This is a genomic window from Rhodococcus sp. Leaf278, from assembly GCF_001426085.1.
Classification (GTDB): Bacteria; Actinomycetota; Actinomycetes; order Mycobacteriales; family Mycobacteriaceae; genus Rhodococcoides.
The window spans coordinates 141,471-157,608 of sequence record NZ_LMRR01000002.1 but is presented as its reverse complement, the minus strand read 5'-3'; the positions used below and the strand labels follow the sequence as shown (position 1 = coordinate 157,608).

The following is a 16,138-nucleotide window of genomic DNA, read 5'->3' as shown; positions in this document are numbered from 1 at the left end:
GAATCCAGCCTTTCGTTCGTCGAGCGCACGGCAAGGGAAGCCGCATTGATGTGTAACGGCGTCGGGCAGCGTTCTATTTCTTGCAGCTCCCCGGCCAGTGCCGCCTCGGTGGTGAGCTGAATCGGACACGCGCTCGAAGTGTGCGTGGACCGCCCGGTCTGCGATGCGTTAGCCTGTCGTCCACGTGGCCTCGGGGGGAGGTCGCGGAGAAGTTGTGGGGGCGCGGCCGTGGGGGCTGATCGATGAGTACCGTGCGCTTCGTTCGCGGCGCACGTAGGGCTGTACCTCGGTCGCCGGGGGGTGAGGTCGATCTGCAGCCACCCCCCGAGATTCCGCGGGCAGTTCCCGGCAATCTGCTGATGAAGTTGATGCCGTTGGTGATGGTCGCGGCGATGGTCGGGATGGTGGCTTTGATGTTCACCTCCGGTGCGGCGGCCAACCCGATGATGTTGATGTTCCCGGCCATGATGTTGATGTCCATGGTGGGAATGCTCGCGGGCGGCGGTAGGTCCGGCGGAGCGCGGACGGCCGAGGCGAACGAGGACCGCAAGGACTACCTTCGCTACCTCGATCAGCTGCGACGCGACGTCGCCGAGACGGAGCGCGCGCAGCGCAAGGCCCTCGAATGGAGCCACCCGGCACCCGAGACTCTGTGGTCGGTTGCCGGAACGGAGCGGATGTGGGAGCGGCGGCAGTCGGATCCCGATTTCGCTCATGTACGCGTCGGCCGCGGTGATCAACGGCTGGCCACCCGTCTGGTACCGCCCGAGACGGGACCGGTGGAGGAACTCGAGCCAGTGTCTGCGGTGTCGCTGCGCCGTTTCGTGCGAGCGCATTCGGTGGTGTCCGCGCTGCCGACGGCAGTGTCGCTGAGGGGGTTTGCAGCGCTGTCGATAGCGGGCGATCGCGACTGCGCACGAGCGATGGTGCGCGCAATGTTGGCCTCGCTGTGCAGCTTTCACGGACCGGACCACGTTGCGGTCGCAGTCGTCTGTGGTCCGGACACCGTGGAGCAGTGGGAGTGGACCAAATGGCTTCCCCACACACAGCACGACGCTGTGCGTGACGTTGCAGGTTCGGCGCGGATGATCTTCGGGAGCTTTCTCGAACTCGAAAGTGCTCTGGGAGATGTGCTCGCCTCACGAAATCGGTTCGCACGCGGGGCAGTTCCGGTCGCCGGTGTCGTTCAGCTGGTGATCGTGGTGGACGGCGGACTTCTCGACAACAGGTCGACCGACCTCACCGACACCGGCCTCGATTCCGTCACCATTGTCGACCTGTCCGGTCTCTGCCCCAGACTGGCTGCATCGCGCGGACTCCAGTTGGTTGCCGAGAACGGATCGATCGGTGCCGTGAGCGGGACAGCGGTCGAAATTTTCGCCGTCGCGGATTCGATGAGTACCACTCAGGCGCATGCCGTTGCCCGACGTCTGTCGCCGTTTCGAGTTCCATCGGCGTCTTCGGTGGTCGATGCCACCGGCGACGACGGGGTGCGAGTCTCGGGATGGAACAGTCTGGTCGGGATCGCCGATGTCGGTGCCCTCGATACCGACCGGGCTTGGACGATGCGTCGGGGTCGCGACCGACTGCGGGTGCCGATAGGCGTCGCCCCCGACGGTAGCGCGGTGGAGATCGACCTGAAGGAATCGGCCGAGAACGGTATGGGTCCGCACGGTTTGTGTATCGGGGCAACGGGATCCGGAAAGTCCGAGTTCCTTCGCACGCTGGTGCTCGGATTGGTCGCGACGCACTCGCCCGAGCAACTGAACTTGGTCCTCGTCGACTTCAAGGGCGGCGCGACCTTCGCAGGCCTCGAGTCCGCACCGCACGTCGCAGCGGTGATCACCAACCTCTCGGAGGATTTGGCGTTGGTGGATCGAATGCGCGACGCGTTGGCCGGCGAGATGAACCGTCGCCAAGAGTTGTTGCGCTCGGCCGGAAACTTCGCGAACGTGTCGGACTACGAGAAGGCGCGTGCCACGGGAGCGGATCTGGTGCCGATGCCTGCACTGTTCGTGGTGGTCGACGAATTCTCGGAGCTGCTCAGCCAGCAGCCGGAATTCGCCGAGTTGTTCGTGGCGATCGGCAGGCTCGGGCGTTCACTGCATATGCATTTGCTCCTGGCCAGTCAGCGCCTCGAAGAGGGAAAACTGCGCGGGTTGGACAGTCACCTGTCGTACCGAATCGGCTTGAAGACGTTCTCCGCGAACGAGTCTCGATCGGTGCTCGGCGTTCCCGACGCTTACCACCTTCCCGCGCAGCCCGGCGCGGGCTACCTCAAGTGCGATTCTGCCGAGATCGTGAGGTTTGCGGCAGCGTACGTGTCCGGGCCTTACGAGCCGCCACGCTCGAGCGCCGGCGCACGAGCTGTACTGGGAGCCGACGTCCGACCGAGGCCCTTCACCGCCTATGCGGTACCACTCGACGCCATCGATGTCGGCCGTCTCGCGACCGTGCAGGCTCCTGTGCACGAACCGGAGCCGGTCGAGTCCGAGAACACCGGTGCAACCGTTCTCGATGTGGTCGTCGGTCGAATACGCGGGCGTGGGGTGCCGGCTCACGAAGTGTGGTTGCCACCGCTGGATACTTCTCCCACGTTGAAACAGTTGCTGCCGGAGTCGGTCCTGAGCGGCCGCATCGATCCACGTTCCGGCCTGCGTGCTCCGATCGGCATCATCGACCGGCCGTTCGATCAGCGCCGCGATCTGCTGACTGTCGATCTCTCCGGTGCAGCAGGTCACGTGGCTATTGTGGGAGCCCCACAATCGGGCAAGTCGACGGCTCTCAGATCGTTGATGCTGGCGTTGGCCATGACGCATTCACCCGCGCAGCTCCAGTTCTACTGCTTGGATTTCGGCGGCGGAACATTGGCCGGCCTGGCCGATCTGCCGCACGTGGGATCGGTTGCCAACAGGCTGGACGTCGACCGAGTTCGGCGGACCGTGGCCGAGGTTGCGGGTGTCGTGCGGCAGCGGGAGAAGACCTTCCGTGATCGCGGAATCGACTCGATGGCGGAGTTCCGGCGTCGACGTGCGACGCAGCCGGTCGATCCCGATGATCGGTTCGGGGACGTCTTTCTCGTCATCGACGGGTGGCCGTCCATACGTTCCGACTTCGAGAGCCTGGAACAGTCGATTGCCACCTTGGCCACCCAGGGCCTTGCCTTCGGTCTGCATCTGATCCTCACAGCCTCACGATGGGCCGAAGTCCGTCCTGCGACAAAGGATCTGATCGGTACCCGATTGGAATTGCGCCTCGGCGATCCGTCGGATTCGGACATGGGCCGCGCGAAGGCGGCGAGTGTTCCGGAAGGTCGCCCGGGCCGGGGCATGACCAGAGAAGGATTGCACATGTCGATCGCGCTTCCTCGAGTGGACCAGAGGAGTTCCGTCGACGATCTGTCGCGCGCTGTCGGTGAGTCCGTCGCTGCGATCTGTGCGGCATCGACGGGAAGTTCCGCGCCACAGGTTCGGATGCTGCCGGAGTTGCTCGAGCGGTCCGCAGTCCTCGCCCAGCTGGGCGTTGCCTGGCCTCGCACTCGCGGCGGCACTCCCGAACTCGGAGTTCCCATCGGCATCGACGAGGCCGAGTTGGCACCGGTGGTACTCGATTTCGCGGAGAATCCGCACTTCGTGGTGTTCGGCGACAGCGAGTGTGGAAAGACGTCCCTGCTGCGCGGGATCTGTCGATCGCTCACTCTGGCCAATTCTTCCGATCGGGTCAAGATCATCGTCGCGGACTACCGCCGAACTTTGCTCGGCACAGTCGATTCCGATCATCTCGCCGGTTACGCAGCTTCGCAGGCGGCTCTGACGAGCATGATCGTCGACCTCGCCGGTCGAATGAGCGACCGAATGCCGGGCTCCGACGTGACCCAACAACAGCTGCGCGACCGGTCGTGGTGGGATGGTCCCGAGGTGTTCGTCATCGTCGACGACTACGACCTGGTGGCCACCTCGTCGGGAAACCCCTTGGCGCCGTTGGTGGAACACCTTCCGCACGCCCGAGACATCGGGTTGCACGTCATCGTCGCGCGCCGCTCGGGCGGCGCAGGTCGGGCATTGTTCGACCCGGTCATCGGACGTCTACGCGATCTGGTGACACCGGGTCTGGTGATGAGCGGAAGCCGCGACGAGGGGAACCTGCTCGGGGCGGTACGGCCCAGTGCCATGCCGCCCGGACGCGGCGTTTTCGTCAATCGCGCTGGTCAGGCCCTCGTCCAGCTCGGATATTCCAGTTGACCGACTCGTGGCGCTATGCGGCAGTGCATCTGGGGTACGCCGAGATCTCGGTCGTCGCAACGAGTGGTCCGTTGGAGGGGCCGCGAGAGAGTGTCTGCTCGGCATTCGCCACGGTCGCAGATGGTCGTCTCGTCTACGGGCGTACCGACGCGACAGGGGAGATACCGCCCTTGTTGTGTATCGACGACCCGTACATCGCAGTGGGAGCCTCGGTGTGGGACCGAGGCGAAGTGCTGCACGGGATCGTGTGGTCTGCTCTGCAGAGCGCCGGGGTGCACAGCCGACTCGATGTGCTCGAAATCGCGTATCCATCTATCTGGGGCGACGAACGGACGGGTGTGCTTCGCGCCACGTTCGCGGCGTCGGCAAACGAGGTGGTGCTCGCGGAGACGGCCGCGGCTGCGATCGAGTCGTCGGGTGAACGTGCGCCGTCCGCCGCGGTCGTCGTCGAAGTGGGGGCTCTCGATACGTCCGTGCTCGTCCTGGACTCGACGGGGGCAAACGGTGGTGACACCGGTGGCGTCGTCCCCTTCGGCGTAGGCGATGACGATGCCTGGCGGCGAGCGGTCGGTGACTACGTTCGTTCGTCGGTCTCCCGCTGCCCGGACGATGTGTTCGTGGTGGCCTCGCCGAACGGTGGAGCCGACCCGGTCGTCGATCGCAACAACAAGTGGCTGACCGGACTCGATATCGCCAGGTCGCTGTATCGGCGGGCCGGTGCGGATCTCGATTCGGCACCGTCCGTCCGTGCCGCGACGACTCGGTCGGCGGCGTGGCTCGACGATGTCACCGTGCCGTCTCCTCGGCGGAATCCGGCCTTCTCTCGCATTGCAGTTGCGGTCGGCGCCGCGGTTGCCGTCGTATCGGTATGTGCGGCGGTATTTTTCGTCTCCAATTCACCCGACCGGGTCGAAACCGCAGCAGCGCAGCCGTTTTCGCCGATCGTGGCCCCGACCGACACCGTGTCGGTGTCTGCCGTCGATGCGCCACCGACGCCCACATCGACAGAAGTGCTTCTCCCGGTCCGAACGAAGACATTCGTATCGGGACGGGCCTCGATACGACTGCCGGCCACCTGGACGCGGCTGGACGACCCGAACCGCATGGTGTTGATTCCGTCGACACCCCCCGAGCGGCGCATCGTCGTCACCGTGGCGGACCTGACACCGGGTTCGACGCAGGAGCAGGTGGCTACCGAGCTCCGGACGGCCGTCGATGCCCGCGGCCCGGATTCCACTGTCGGCTCACTCGAACCCGTCCGCAATTTCGGCAGTCGGGTCGGGATCGCTTACACGGAGACGCCCATCGACGATTCCACGGTGCTCTGGCGGGTGTTCGTGGAGTCCGACCTGCAGGTCAGTATCGGTTGCCAGTTCGAGGGCGACGACTCGGCGGCGATCGACGTCGAATGCGATCTGGCCACCCAGAGCCTGGAGATCGTCCCGGCGTCGTGAGAACCGACCACAGTTTTTCGGGTGCAGCCGGAACCGAACCGAGGGGTTGCTGCGTCCAAGGAGATGTAGGGGAGTGAGCAGGCCGGACAAGGCCTCTCGGTCGAAGGGCACGTGTGCCGCGGGTGCACGTGATTCGAGTAACGAGTACAAGGAGTCGAAGTGGGATATCCAGGGGGACCGGAATCTACGGGTTCGTCGAACGGCGTCACAGTCACACCGCAGGAGCTCGTCGCTGCGGGAGCCACGATCGAGGGGCTGAGCGTCTCGATCAACGCGTCCAATTCAGCGGTTCGGTCCATCGTCGAGCAGACCGCCGAGGCGTGGGTCGGCAAGGCGGGCAAGTCTTTTCAGGACGTCATGGCGCAGTGGGACACCAGCGCACAGAAGATGCGCAGCGCGCTGGAACAGATCTCCGCGGACATCAAGACCAACGGCCACGGCTACTCCGACGCCGACGACGACAACGTGTCGGCTGTCAACCAGGTGGCCGGGTCCATGAGCTCGGGCCTGTCCTCCTTCAAGTAACCCCTCGCATCCGGTGACCACGAGACAAACCACACGACCGAGCTCGACCAAGGAGACTGATTCGACATGAAATACGACTTCGCGCAGATCGCGGCGTTGACCGAGGCGATGAACAAGCAGGCGAACGTGACCAAGGACCTCCTCGGGGACGTGGACAGCACTGCGAAGCGACTCTACGAATCGTGGGAGGGCGACGCGATGACGTCCTACTACGAGCTGCAGCGCCAGTGGAACTCTGCATCCGACGAGCTCAATCTCATTCTGTCGAGCCTCGTCGCGGCTGCCCGCACCGGTGGCGAGACCATGCACGGCGTCGAGATGGCCAACAAGGCGCGAATGGCTCGCTGACTTTCTCGACGTGCAGGTGCGACGCACAGCACGAGGTGTCTGCCCCGACCTGGACATCAGGTCGGGGCAGACGCGTTCCTCGGCATCCGAGCCCACCCCGGGGTCTACTGGTGTGGTGACGGATTTCGGAGCAGCACTCGAGGCCGAGCGGTCTCGTTCCGGGCATCGACTCGAGTCCCTGCGCGAGGAACTGGCGTCCGTGATCGAAGGATCGCGGTGGACCACCGACGATGACGAACACGATCCGGAAGGGTCGACGATCGCGTTCGAGCGAGCGAAGATCGCGGCGTTGATAGGCGACGCCGAGTCCGAGATGCGCGAGATCGACGCGGCGTGTTCGCGGCTCGCCGCCGGGACGTACGGTATCTGCGACAGGTGTGGGACCGAGATCCCGGCGATCAGGCTAGAGGCACTGCCGGCGGCCCGCCGGTGCGTGCAGTGCGTGCGTCTGCGTTGAGACGTTTTTGACCTGGGGGACCACTGCCGGTATCGTCTCCCGTTGGCGTGTATGGGCTCGCCGCGCATTCTTGTGTGTATCGAGCTCTTGTCCTCGGGTCTCAACTGGCCGCCGAGGGCATCCACTCGTCTTGGCCAGCAGCGACATCATGAAGACAGGAATTTTCTGTGTCTACTTACGCCCCGAAGGCCGGGGACACCACCCGGACGTGGCATGTGATCGACGCCACGGACGTCGTGCTCGGACGGCTCGCCGTCCAGGCCGCGACTCTGCTCCGCGGTAAGCACAAGCCCACCTACGCACCCAACGTCGACGGTGGCGACTTCGTCGTCATCATCAACGCCGAGAAGGTTGCCATCAGCGGCAACAAGCTCGACGGCAAGTTCCACCACCACCACTCCGGCCACCCGGGCGGTCTGAAGTCGCGCTCCACCCGCCAGGTGCTCGAGAACAACCCCGATCGTCTCGTGGAGAAGGCCGTCGTCGGCATGATCCCCAAGAACAAGCTCGGTAATGCCATCGCGAGCAAGCTGAAGGTCTACGCGGGACCCAACCACCCGCATGCCGCACAGCAGCCCGTTCCGTTCGAGATCAAGCAGGTGTCCCAGTGACGGCGCCGGAGGGAAATGACGTGACGTCGCAGGAGAACATCGAAGAGATCGCCGCTGACGAGTTCGTGGCCGTCGAAGAGCCGGAGGTGACCGCGGACATCGAGGCCGCTGCTGCCGCTCCGGCCCCGATCGTGTTCGATCGTCCGATCCAGACCGTCGGTCGCCGTAAGGAAGCCGTCGCTCGTGTGCGGATGTCGTCCGGCACCGGTGGATTCAAGCTCAACGGCCGCACCCTGGAGGATTACTTCCCCAACAAGGTGCACCAGCAGCTGATCAAGGCTCCTCTCGTGCTCGTCGATCGCGCAGAGTCCTTCGACATCGTTGCCCTGCTGCACGGCGGCGGACCGTCGGGACAGGCAGGCGCATTGCGTCTGGCTATCTCGCGTGCGCTGATCGAGCTCACCCCCGATGATCGCCCGCCGCTCAAGGCAGCAGGCTTCCTCACCCGTGACGCCCGTGCAGTCGAGCGTAAGAAGTACGGCCTGAAGAAGGCCCGTAAGGCGTCGCAGTACTCCAAGCGCTGACGCGTCTTACCCGTTCCATCCTCGAGGGCAGGCTCCATCAGTATCGGATGCCTGCCCTCGAGGCATTTCGCACGACACACTCTCCGCTCGAAGGAGTTCTTGGTTCATGGCGCGATTGTTCGGTACCGATGGGGTTCGCGGACTCGCAGGCGGGCTGCTGACCGCAGAGTTGGCGTTGCAGATCGCGAGAGCTGCGGCCACCGTGTTGGCACCGGACATCGACGGCAGTAGACGCGTGGCAATCGTGGGTCGTGATCCGCGCATCAGCGGAGCAATGCTGAGTGCCGCAGTGTCGGCCGGACTCACCGCCTCGGGGGTCGACGTGATCGACGTCGGTGTGCTTCCCACACCCGCGCTCGCCTACCTGACCGCCGAATACGGTGCGGCGCTCGGTGTGATGATCTCGGCATCCCACAATGCGATGCCCGACAACGGAATCAAGATCTTTGCGGCGGGCGGCCACAAGCTCGACGACGATGTGGAAGACCGCATCGAAGCTGCGCTCGATCCCGAGGCACGCGCCGAGAACGACGGACGTTCGTTCGACGCGACCGGTGCCGCGATCGGTCGAATCGATGTCGCTCAGGATGCGGCCACCCGGTACATCGAGCACCTGACCGCATCGGTCTCGCATCGACTCGACGGCGTCCGTGTCGTTGTCGACTGCTCGCACGGTGCCGCGTCGGTCGTCGGGCCCGAGATCTACCGACGGGCCGGCGCAACGGTGGTGGCGATCAACGCCGAACCCGACGGCATCAACATCAACGACGGATGCGGATCGACGCACCTCGAGGGGTTGCAGAAGGCCGTCGTGGAGCACGGTGCCGACCTCGGTATCGCCCACGACGGGGACGCCGATCGCTGCCTGGCCGTGGACGCATCGGGCTCTGTCGTGGACGGCGACGCCATCATGGCCGTTCTCGCCATCGCCATGCGTGACGCCGATCAGTTGACCGACAACACGTTGGTCGCCACGGTCATGAGTAATCTTGGACTGCACATTGCGATGCGCGAAGCCGGAATCACGTTGCGCACCACGGCAGTCGGCGATCGCTACGTACTCGAAGAATTGCGCCGTGGCGGATTCGCGCTGGGCGGCGAACAGAGCGGTCACGTGGTGCTTCCCGCGGTCGGCACAACGGGCGACGGCATTGCGACGGCGCTGCGATTGATGGAACGGATGGCCGAGACCGGCAGCAGTCTCGCGGACCTGGCGTCGGCGATGCGGACTCTGCCGCAGGTGCTGATCAACGTACGAGTAACGGACAAAGCGGCCGTGGCGTCGGCACCGTCGGTGTCCGACGCGGTGGCCGTGGCCGAGCGCGAACTCGGCGAATCGGGCCGAGTTCTGTTGCGCCCCAGCGGTACCGAGCAGCTGGTGCGAGTCATGGTCGAGGCATCCGAGCTCGACGTGGCGACCCGGCTCGCCGAGGGGTTGGCGGGCCGGGTCGCGTCGGTCTGACGTCTCAGGCGGTGAGTTCGCGCAGCGCTGTCAACTGCGCGACGCGTCCCTCGGTGTTCTCGGCCAGCGGCGCGACGTTGAGAGTGGTGACTCCCGCTTCGGCGAAAGCAGCGACCCGCTCCTTCACATAGCTTTCCGGGCCGATGAGGTTCACTGCGCGAGCCAGCTCGTCGGGGACCGCAGCGGCGGCTTCTTCTTTCTTACCGGCGAGGTACAGGTCCTGGATCTTCTCGGCCTCGGCCTCGTAGCCGTAACGCTGGGCCAGTGAGTTGTAGAAGTTCTTGCCCTTGGCGCCCATACCGCCGATGTAGAGCGCGAGGTGTGGCTTCACCCAGGGGAGGTACTTCTCTGCGTCCTCACCGATGGCCAGGGTGGGACTTGCGAACACCTGAAGTTCGCCCAGCGACGGGTCACGCTTGGCCTTGCCCGCTGCAAGCGATTCTCCCCAGACGTCGGCTGCCTTCTCGGGGAAGTAGAAGATGGGTTGCCAGCCCTCGGCTATCTCGGCGGTGAGCTCGACGTTCTTGGGTCCGAGAGCGGCGATGACAACTGGAATGCGATCGCGCACAGGGTGATTGATGAGCTTGAGAGGTTTACCCAGGCCGGTGCCCTGGTCGGCAGGCAGTGGAATCTGGTAGTGCTTGCCCTGATACTGCACCTTCTCACGACGCCAGACCTGGCGGCAGATCTCGATGACCTCGCGGGTTCGTGCGATCGGTGCGTCGTACTTGACGCCGTGGAAGCCTTCGACGACCTGTGGCCCGGAGGCACCGAGTCCGAGAACGAAGCGGCCATCCGAGACGTAGTCGAGACCGGCGGCGGTCATGGCAGTCAGTGACGGTGTCCTGGTATAGATCTGGAAGATGCCGGACGCGATCTTGATCGTGCTCGTCTTGGCAGCGAGGAACCCGAGTTGACTGACGGCGTCGAACGAGTAGGCCTCGGGCACGAAGATGATGTCGAGACCTGCCTTTTCGAGCTCGGCGACCTCGGCAACCGTCTCGTTGAAACCACCGCTGTAGTTCAGCATCGTTCCGATGTGCATGGGACTCCTCGTTCGGTGAGCAGCTCGGGCAGCCACTTCAAGTACCTGTTACTGACATTTCACATCGGGACGTTACCGCTCGCTGGGGAACCGATGTGCGTCGGCGCACGTCATAGTGAGAAAGGGGCACATCGAAGGCGAGACGGGGACGTATGAGTGAGGGATTCTGGGTGGACGCGGTCCGCGTTCGCGGAGTCGCAGAAGCCTTGGCGGTATCGGCAGACGCACTCGGCAGTGCGGCGGATTCGGTGGCGGACGCAGGCTTCGGTACGGCCGGTGCGGGACGGAACTACGGCGACCTCGGTGCCGCGTACACCCAGGCTCACCTCGGCCTCGGCCGGGCAATCGAATCGTGGAAATCCTCCGTCGAGGACGTCTCCGACGCGATCGTCGCTGCCATGAACGACTACGAACGCCAGGACGACGCGACTGCGGACTCGATCGAGTCGCCTCGATGACGTCTCCTCCCGTGTCCTCTGGCCAGAACTCGTCGATAGACGAGATTCTCGATGCGAACTCGATCGGGCTGCTGCATTTCGAGCGCTTCCTGCCGCTCGCTGCCCGAGTGTCGAGCATCGGAGCATTCCCGAAGTACGAGCAGATATGTGCGAGGTACGACGAACAACGTGGCTTGAATCTCGGCGCGCTCGGTAGCGATGCCGACGCGGTCGAAGCTGTGTCTGCGGCACTGAGCGACCAACTCGAGGAGCATGTTCAATTACGCAGAGTCCTGGAGATGCGGTGGCGCGGCGAGGCAGGCGACGCCGTGCAGATCCATCTTTCGGCCCAGCATCAGGCCGCGGGCGAGTTCCTGAAATCGATCGAGAACTCTCATCAGACGATGTCCGCTGCCGTCGATGTTCTTCGCGATGCGGTCACCGACAAGGCCGAACTGTTCGGAGGACTCGACATCGATGCGGTGGACGGTCGAACCGTCGACGAGATCGACGCGATCCTGCTTGCGTCGGGAATCGAATGCGTTCCGTTCGATCGAGAGTCGGTGTTTCCTCGGTTGGCGTCGGCGTTCGAGGAACTGGGCGAGCGGGCTCGAAGTGCGGACGTATCGGACGAGTTCGCAGCCGAGGTGGGCGAACGCTGTCGGGCGTGGATCCACGAGGAGTTCGTCCCGAGGATGAAGACCACCTGTGATGCTGTGTTCGGCGCATGCACGGCGACGGACACCGCCGTTCGAGACAGTCTGGCGTTGCTGGTCAAAAACTTGAGCGATGTGCACGACCCGTCTTTCGGCGATCTCGACGAGCCGAGTTGGGAAATTGCGCCCGGCTCGACGTCTGCCGAACCGTGGCCGGCACCCGTCGGCTCGTCGACAATTCCCCCGGCCATTGCCACTGCTCCTGCGACTCCGGCGGTCGGTGCAGCGCCCTCGGCAGCGAGTTCGCCGGCCGCGACACCCCCGGTCACGGCTTCGATAGCGGGTACACCCGTGGACGCGGGGGGTACCGACTCGTCCGGCCCACGTACCCCCGACGGCGGGTCCGCTGCCCGAGCAGGTGAGCTTGTGGACGGACTCGTGGATCGGGTGGTCGCCGAGATCGTGGATCGCGTCGACGAGGTGTTGAGCACCTCCGTCCCGGATGACCGCAGCGCCGATGACCGCAGCGCCGATGGTCGTGGTTCCGCAGACGTTACGGCTCCGACCACTGCAGAATCGGCCGGCGGATCAGCGGTGCGGGACGATCCTGCCGGCCCGCGAACGGAATCGCTGCCACCTGCATTGCCGGAGCAGCCGTTGCCCCCGGAGCAGTTGTTTCCTGTCGATTCGCCATCGCTCGAGCTGAACGGCGAGCGCGGCCATCTCGAGGCCGAGATCGATGGGCATCGCGCCCGCATCGCACTCGCACACGACGGTGCCGTGACGGTCCGACTCGATACTCCGGGGCTGGGGGTTCGCTCGTTCGAGTTGAGAATCGGCCCGTTCGGCCTGCCCGAGATCGTCGAGAAACCCGGTGCTGGAGACACCGTGGACGGGAACCAGCCGTCGGTACCGGCAGCTGCGCCGCCGTCCGAACCTGCGCCGCCGTCCGAACCTGCCACGCCCTCCGAATCTGCCCTGCCATACGCACCTACGCCGCCCTCTGAACCTGCCCTGCCGTCCGAATCTGCACCGACGACCGAGTCGGTGCCGAGTCATTCGTCCGATCCGGTGTCGACGGATTCGCAGGCGCAGTGTCTGCCGGACCCCCGAACAGACGAGCCGATCGTCCGGGAGGATGCAGAGAGGGGCGAGGCCGAGCATCATCCGTCCAGCGGGCAGCAGCCGGTGTCGGCAGATCTCCCGCGTCCTCCGGCCGCATCACAGGATGCGAGCTCCGGTGCCGGCCTGAGTGAGGCGGGAACACTGTGAGCGCAGCCGACGGGTGGCGGCGTGAGCTGCATCGAATTCGCGAAGAACACCGCCATGCGATGGCGCGTGCGACCGACGCGCTCGAGCGGGCTCAGACCCCCACAGCAGTGTCGGGCCGATCGAACTCGCTCACCGTGTCGGCCGCGGATCCGGACGTCGAGCCGATGCGAGGCTCGGTCCTTCGACCGGCTCACCTGGACCGGAGAGAGCCGTTACCGCACGTCGAGACCGGGCCCGAAGAACAGCCGCGGTCCTGGCTGATCTGACGTGGCGAGCAGATTCAGCCTCGGCCGAGCAGAGCCTTGATCGACGCGGACGCCTTGGGCTTGGGTTGGGCATCGAGCGGCGCGTGGGGATCGACCGCTCTGGTTCCGTCGATCTCACCGGCCGATCCGGCCAGCTCCTCGTAGTCGGAGTCGCCCGTGAGGTGGAACAGCAGAAATGCGGTGAGCACGGCCCGGGTGCGCTGCTGGGTCTTGCGGTCGGAGCTGTTGATTCCCAGTGAGCGGAGCATTCGTCGGCCTTCGACGAATCCGTCTGCTGTGGAACCGTCGATTCGGCGGAGGATGGATGGTCCGTGCCAGGCCTGGGCCAGAGCGAGTGAATTGTCGTTGAGCGAATCGGCGTTCGAGTTGTCGCCGACGACGAGACCGGGTACGGCGAGGCCTGCGGCGGCGTCCTCGGACGACGGTGCCGTCGGTGCCGGGAACAGTGCAGCGACGGCCTTGATGTCCGATCGCTTGGAGGCTGCGAGAACAGCGGTTCCGGCACCCATGGCGTGGCCGGCTGTGGCGAGTTTCTCCGGATGCACGCTGATGTTGCCTGGACCCAGACGCACGCCGGTCATGATGTCGAGCACAGTGCCCAGATCGGTGGCGAGTCCGCGGTGCGACGGCACGAGACCACGCTCGGTGTCCGGGGCCGCTGCGACGATGCCCCAGGACGCCAGGTGCTTCAGTGTGTCGGTGTAATGGTCGGGTCGGAGCATCCAGCCGTGTGCGAAGGCCACGCCGGGCAGGCCGAAGCCCTCGGCCGGGGTGTAGACGACGCCGGGTTGTCCGGCGAGGGCAAGGTTGCCTCTCAGCACTGTGTGCGGGCCACGCTTGGAGAGAGCAGATGCCAGCTTCTTCGGTTTCGCCACGAGAGATGACGCTACCGAATGCGGACCGGCGAGGGGGACGGGGACACGTCGACCCGAGCGAATGGGTCGTGCGCGCCGTGCCGAGTACCCTGAACCACCATGTGCGGAATCGTGGGTTATGTCGGCCACCGCCCAGCTCTGGGTGTGGTGGTCGAAGCGCTTCGGCGTATGGAATATCGGGGCTACGACTCTGCGGGTATCGCAATTCTCGACGGAGCAGGGGCGACGGCAGTCGAACGAAAAGCAGGTCGGCTCGCGAATCTCGAAGCCGAGCTGGACGACATCGGCACCGACACGTTCGTCGGCACCACCGGCATGGGTCACACCCGGTGGGCGACACACGGCCGTCCGACCGACCGCAACGCTCACCCCCACCGGGATGCGTCGGGCACGGTTGCCGTGGTGCACAACGGCATCATCGAGAACTTCGGTCCGCTTCGGGCCGAATTGGAAGCTGCCGGGGTCGAGTTCCTGTCCGATACCGACACCGAGGTCGCAGTGCACCTCGTTTCGCGGGCCTACGCAGACGGTCCGACCGCGGGCAACTTCGTGGCCAGCGCCAAAGCTGTCCTGCGTCGACTCGAGGGTGCGTTCACCCTGGTGTTCACTCATTCCGATCACGCCGACACGATCGTTGCGGCACGCCGGTCCACGCCGCTGGTGTTGGGCGTCGGTGACGGTGAGATGTTCCTCGGTTCCGATGTCGCGGCGTTCATCGAGCACACGCGCGACGCCGTCGAACTCGGCCAGGATCAGGTTGTCGTGATCACTGCAGACGGATACGACATCAGTGATTTCGAGGGCAACGAGGCGCAGGGGCGCCCGTTCCGAATCGACTGGGATCTGGCGGCCGCCGAGAAGGGCGGTCATGACTACTTCATGCTCAAGGAGATCCAGGAGCAGCCTGCCGCCGTGGCGGATACGTTGCTCGGCCACTTCGACAACGGTCGGATCGTGCTCGACGAACAGCGGTTGTCCGATCAGGAACTGCGCGACGTCGACAAGGTGTTCGTCGTGGCCTGCGGCAGCGCATACCACTCGGGTCTGCTCGCCAAGTACGCGATCGAGCACTGGACCAGGCTGCCGGTCGAGGTGGAACTGGCCAGCGAATTCCGCTACCGCGACCCGGTCCTGGACCGATCGACCCTGGTCGTGGCCATCTCGCAGTCGGGCGAGACCGCAGACACCCTCGAAGCCGTGCGGCACGCCAAGGATCAGAAGGCGCGTGTCCTCGCCGTTTGCAACACCAATGGGTCACAGATTCCTCGTGAGGCCGACGCCGTCCTCTACACCCGGGCAGGCCCGGAGATCGGCGTCGCGTCGACCAAGGCATTCCTCGCTCAGGTGACCGCGAACTACCTGGTCGGCCTCGCTCTGGCACAGGCGCGCGGCACCAAGTACCCCGACGAGGTCGCCCGCGAATTCGCCGAACTCGAAGCCATGCCCGAGTTGGTGCAGCGAGTTCTCGAGACCGTCGAGCCGGTCCGGGCACTCGCCCGAGAGCTGTCGACGGCGACGACCATTCTCTTCCTCGGTCGACACGTCGGGTATCCGGTTGCTCTCGAAGGCGCGCTCAAGCTCAAGGAGCTCGCGTATATGCACGCGGAAGGTTTCGCGGCGGGCGAGCTCAAGCATGGGCCGATCGCTCTGATCGAGGACGGTGTTCCGGTGATCATCGTGATGCCCTCGCCGAAGGGCCGCGCGGTGCTGCACTCGAAGATGTTGAGCAACATTCGAGAGATCCAGGCGCGTGGTGCCCGGACCGTCGTCATCGCCGAGGAAGGTGACGAGGCAGTGCGGCCGTTCGCCGACAACTTGATCGAGATACCGGCCGCCTCCACACTGTTGCAGCCGTTGCTGTCGACGATCCCGTTGCAGGTGTTCGCTGCCGAGGTCGCCCAGGCGCGGGGTTACGACGTGGACAAGCCGCGCAATCTGGCGAAGTCCGTCACCGTCGAGTAGCGC

Annotated in this window: 14 protein-coding genes; 12 read left to right on the top strand and 2 right to left on the bottom strand. The window is 65.1% G+C overall.

Annotated features, from left to right (window positions below; translation table 11 throughout):
* Positions 1-242: 242 nt before the first annotated feature.
* The 8 genes from eccCa to glmM all read left to right on the top strand — a co-directional run bounded on the left by eccCa (position 243) and on the right by glmM (position 9,622).
* On the top strand, positions 243-4,241 hold the full coding sequence (gene eccCa, locus ASG84_RS03510) for a type VII secretion protein EccCa (RefSeq protein WP_057475653.1): 3,999 nt from the start codon (positions 243-245) through the stop codon (positions 4,239-4,241).
* The gene (locus tag ASG84_RS03505; protein ID WP_057475652.1) at positions 4,238-5,695 is read left to right on the top strand and encodes a type VII secretion-associated protein; all 1,458 of its coding nucleotides are present in this window, start codon (positions 4,238-4,240) and stop codon (positions 5,693-5,695) included. Before eccCa ends, ASG84_RS03505 begins: the two co-directional genes overlap by 4 nt.
* A gap of 159 nt (positions 5,696-5,854) precedes the next feature.
* On the top strand, positions 5,855-6,220 hold the full coding sequence (locus ASG84_RS03500) for a WXG100 family type VII secretion target (RefSeq protein WP_057475651.1): 366 nt from the start codon (positions 5,855-5,857) through the stop codon (positions 6,218-6,220).
* Between the two features lie 66 nt (positions 6,221-6,286).
* Positions 6,287-6,568: a WXG100 family type VII secretion target gene (locus ASG84_RS03495; protein WP_032376663.1), complete on the top strand. Its 282-nt coding sequence runs from the start codon at positions 6,287-6,289 to the stop codon at positions 6,566-6,568.
* 115 nt (positions 6,569-6,683) lie between these two features.
* On the top strand, positions 6,684-7,025 hold the full coding sequence (locus ASG84_RS03490; RefSeq protein WP_057475795.1) for a TraR/DksA family transcriptional regulator: 342 nt from the start codon (positions 6,684-6,686) through the stop codon (positions 7,023-7,025).
* A gap of 167 nt (positions 7,026-7,192) precedes the next feature.
* Entirely contained in the window at positions 7,193-7,636 is a 444-nt protein-coding gene (rplM, locus tag ASG84_RS03485) for a 50S ribosomal protein L13 (protein ID WP_027496344.1), read from the top strand.
* A complete protein-coding gene (gene rpsI / locus ASG84_RS03480; RefSeq protein ID WP_032376665.1) occupies positions 7,633-8,160 on the top strand; it encodes a 30S ribosomal protein S9 in 528 nt (175 codons plus the stop codon). The genes rplM and rpsI overlap by 4 nt, the downstream gene beginning before the upstream one ends.
* A 106-nt stretch (positions 8,161-8,266) precedes the next feature.
* Positions 8,267-9,622, top strand: a complete 1,356-nt coding sequence (gene glmM / locus ASG84_RS03475; RefSeq protein WP_057475650.1) for a phosphoglucosamine mutase — start codon at positions 8,267-8,269, stop codon at positions 9,620-9,622.
* Positions 9,623-9,626: 4 nt separating this feature from the next.
* Here glmM and ASG84_RS03470 read toward each other — a convergent pair whose 3' ends face one another.
* Positions 9,627-10,667, bottom strand: a complete 1,041-nt coding sequence (locus ASG84_RS03470; protein WP_057475649.1) for an LLM class F420-dependent oxidoreductase — start codon at positions 10,665-10,667, stop codon at positions 9,627-9,629.
* Positions 10,668-10,819: 152 nt separating this feature from the next.
* Between ASG84_RS03470 and ASG84_RS03465 the strand changes: the two genes are divergently transcribed.
* The 3 genes from ASG84_RS03465 to ASG84_RS03455 are packed head-to-tail and all read left to right on the top strand — an operon-like array spanning position 10,820 to position 13,298.
* Positions 10,820-11,125, top strand: coding sequence for a type VII secretion target (locus ASG84_RS03465; protein WP_057475648.1), 306 nt, complete (start codon positions 10,820-10,822; stop codon positions 11,123-11,125).
* The gene (locus ASG84_RS03460) at positions 11,122-13,032 is read left to right on the top strand and encodes a hypothetical protein (protein WP_057475647.1); all 1,911 of its coding nucleotides are present in this window, start codon (positions 11,122-11,124) and stop codon (positions 13,030-13,032) included. Before ASG84_RS03465 ends, ASG84_RS03460 begins: the two co-directional genes overlap by 4 nt.
* Complete coding sequence (locus ASG84_RS03455) at positions 13,029-13,298, top strand: hypothetical protein (RefSeq protein WP_156399368.1); 270 nt, start codon at positions 13,029-13,031, stop codon at positions 13,296-13,298. The genes ASG84_RS03460 and ASG84_RS03455 overlap by 4 nt, the downstream gene beginning before the upstream one ends.
* 14 nt (positions 13,299-13,312) lie before the next feature.
* Here the strand turns inward: ASG84_RS03455 and ASG84_RS03450 are convergent, their stop codons facing one another.
* The gene (locus tag ASG84_RS03450) at positions 13,313-14,173 is read right to left on the bottom strand and encodes a dienelactone hydrolase family protein (protein ID WP_057475645.1); all 861 of its coding nucleotides are present in this window, start codon (positions 14,171-14,173) and stop codon (positions 13,313-13,315) included.
* 99 nt (positions 14,174-14,272) lie between these two features.
* Here ASG84_RS03450 and glmS point away from each other — a divergent pair, with 99 nt between their 5' ends.
* Positions 14,273-16,135: a glutamine--fructose-6-phosphate transaminase (isomerizing) gene (gene glmS, locus ASG84_RS03445; protein WP_032404684.1), complete on the top strand. Its 1,863-nt coding sequence runs from the start codon at positions 14,273-14,275 to the stop codon at positions 16,133-16,135.
* The last annotated feature ends 3 nt before the right edge of the window (positions 16,136-16,138 follow it).

What these genes read in the sequence shown, in the direction of transcription:
- eccCa (WP_057475653.1), top strand. Translation starts at nt 243, where the DNA reads ATGAGTACCGTGCGCTTCGTTCGCGGCGCACGTAGGGCTGTACCTCGG.
- ASG84_RS03495 (WP_032376663.1), top strand. Translation starts at nt 6,287, where the DNA reads ATGAAATACGACTTCGCGCAGATCGCGGCGTTGACCGAGGCGATGAAC.
- glmM (WP_057475650.1), top strand. Translation starts at nt 8,267, where the DNA reads ATGGCGCGATTGTTCGGTACCGATGGGGTTCGCGGACTCGCAGGCGGG.
- ASG84_RS03470 (WP_057475649.1), bottom strand. Translation starts at nt 10,667, where the DNA reads ATGCACATCGGAACGATGCTGAACTACAGCGGTGGTTTCAACGAGACG.
- ASG84_RS03465 (WP_057475648.1), top strand. Translation starts at nt 10,820, where the DNA reads ATGAGTGAGGGATTCTGGGTGGACGCGGTCCGCGTTCGCGGAGTCGCA.
- ASG84_RS03460 (WP_057475647.1), top strand. Translation starts at nt 11,122, where the DNA reads ATGACGTCTCCTCCCGTGTCCTCTGGCCAGAACTCGTCGATAGACGAG.
- glmS (WP_032404684.1), top strand. Translation starts at nt 14,273, where the DNA reads ATGTGCGGAATCGTGGGTTATGTCGGCCACCGCCCAGCTCTGGGTGTG.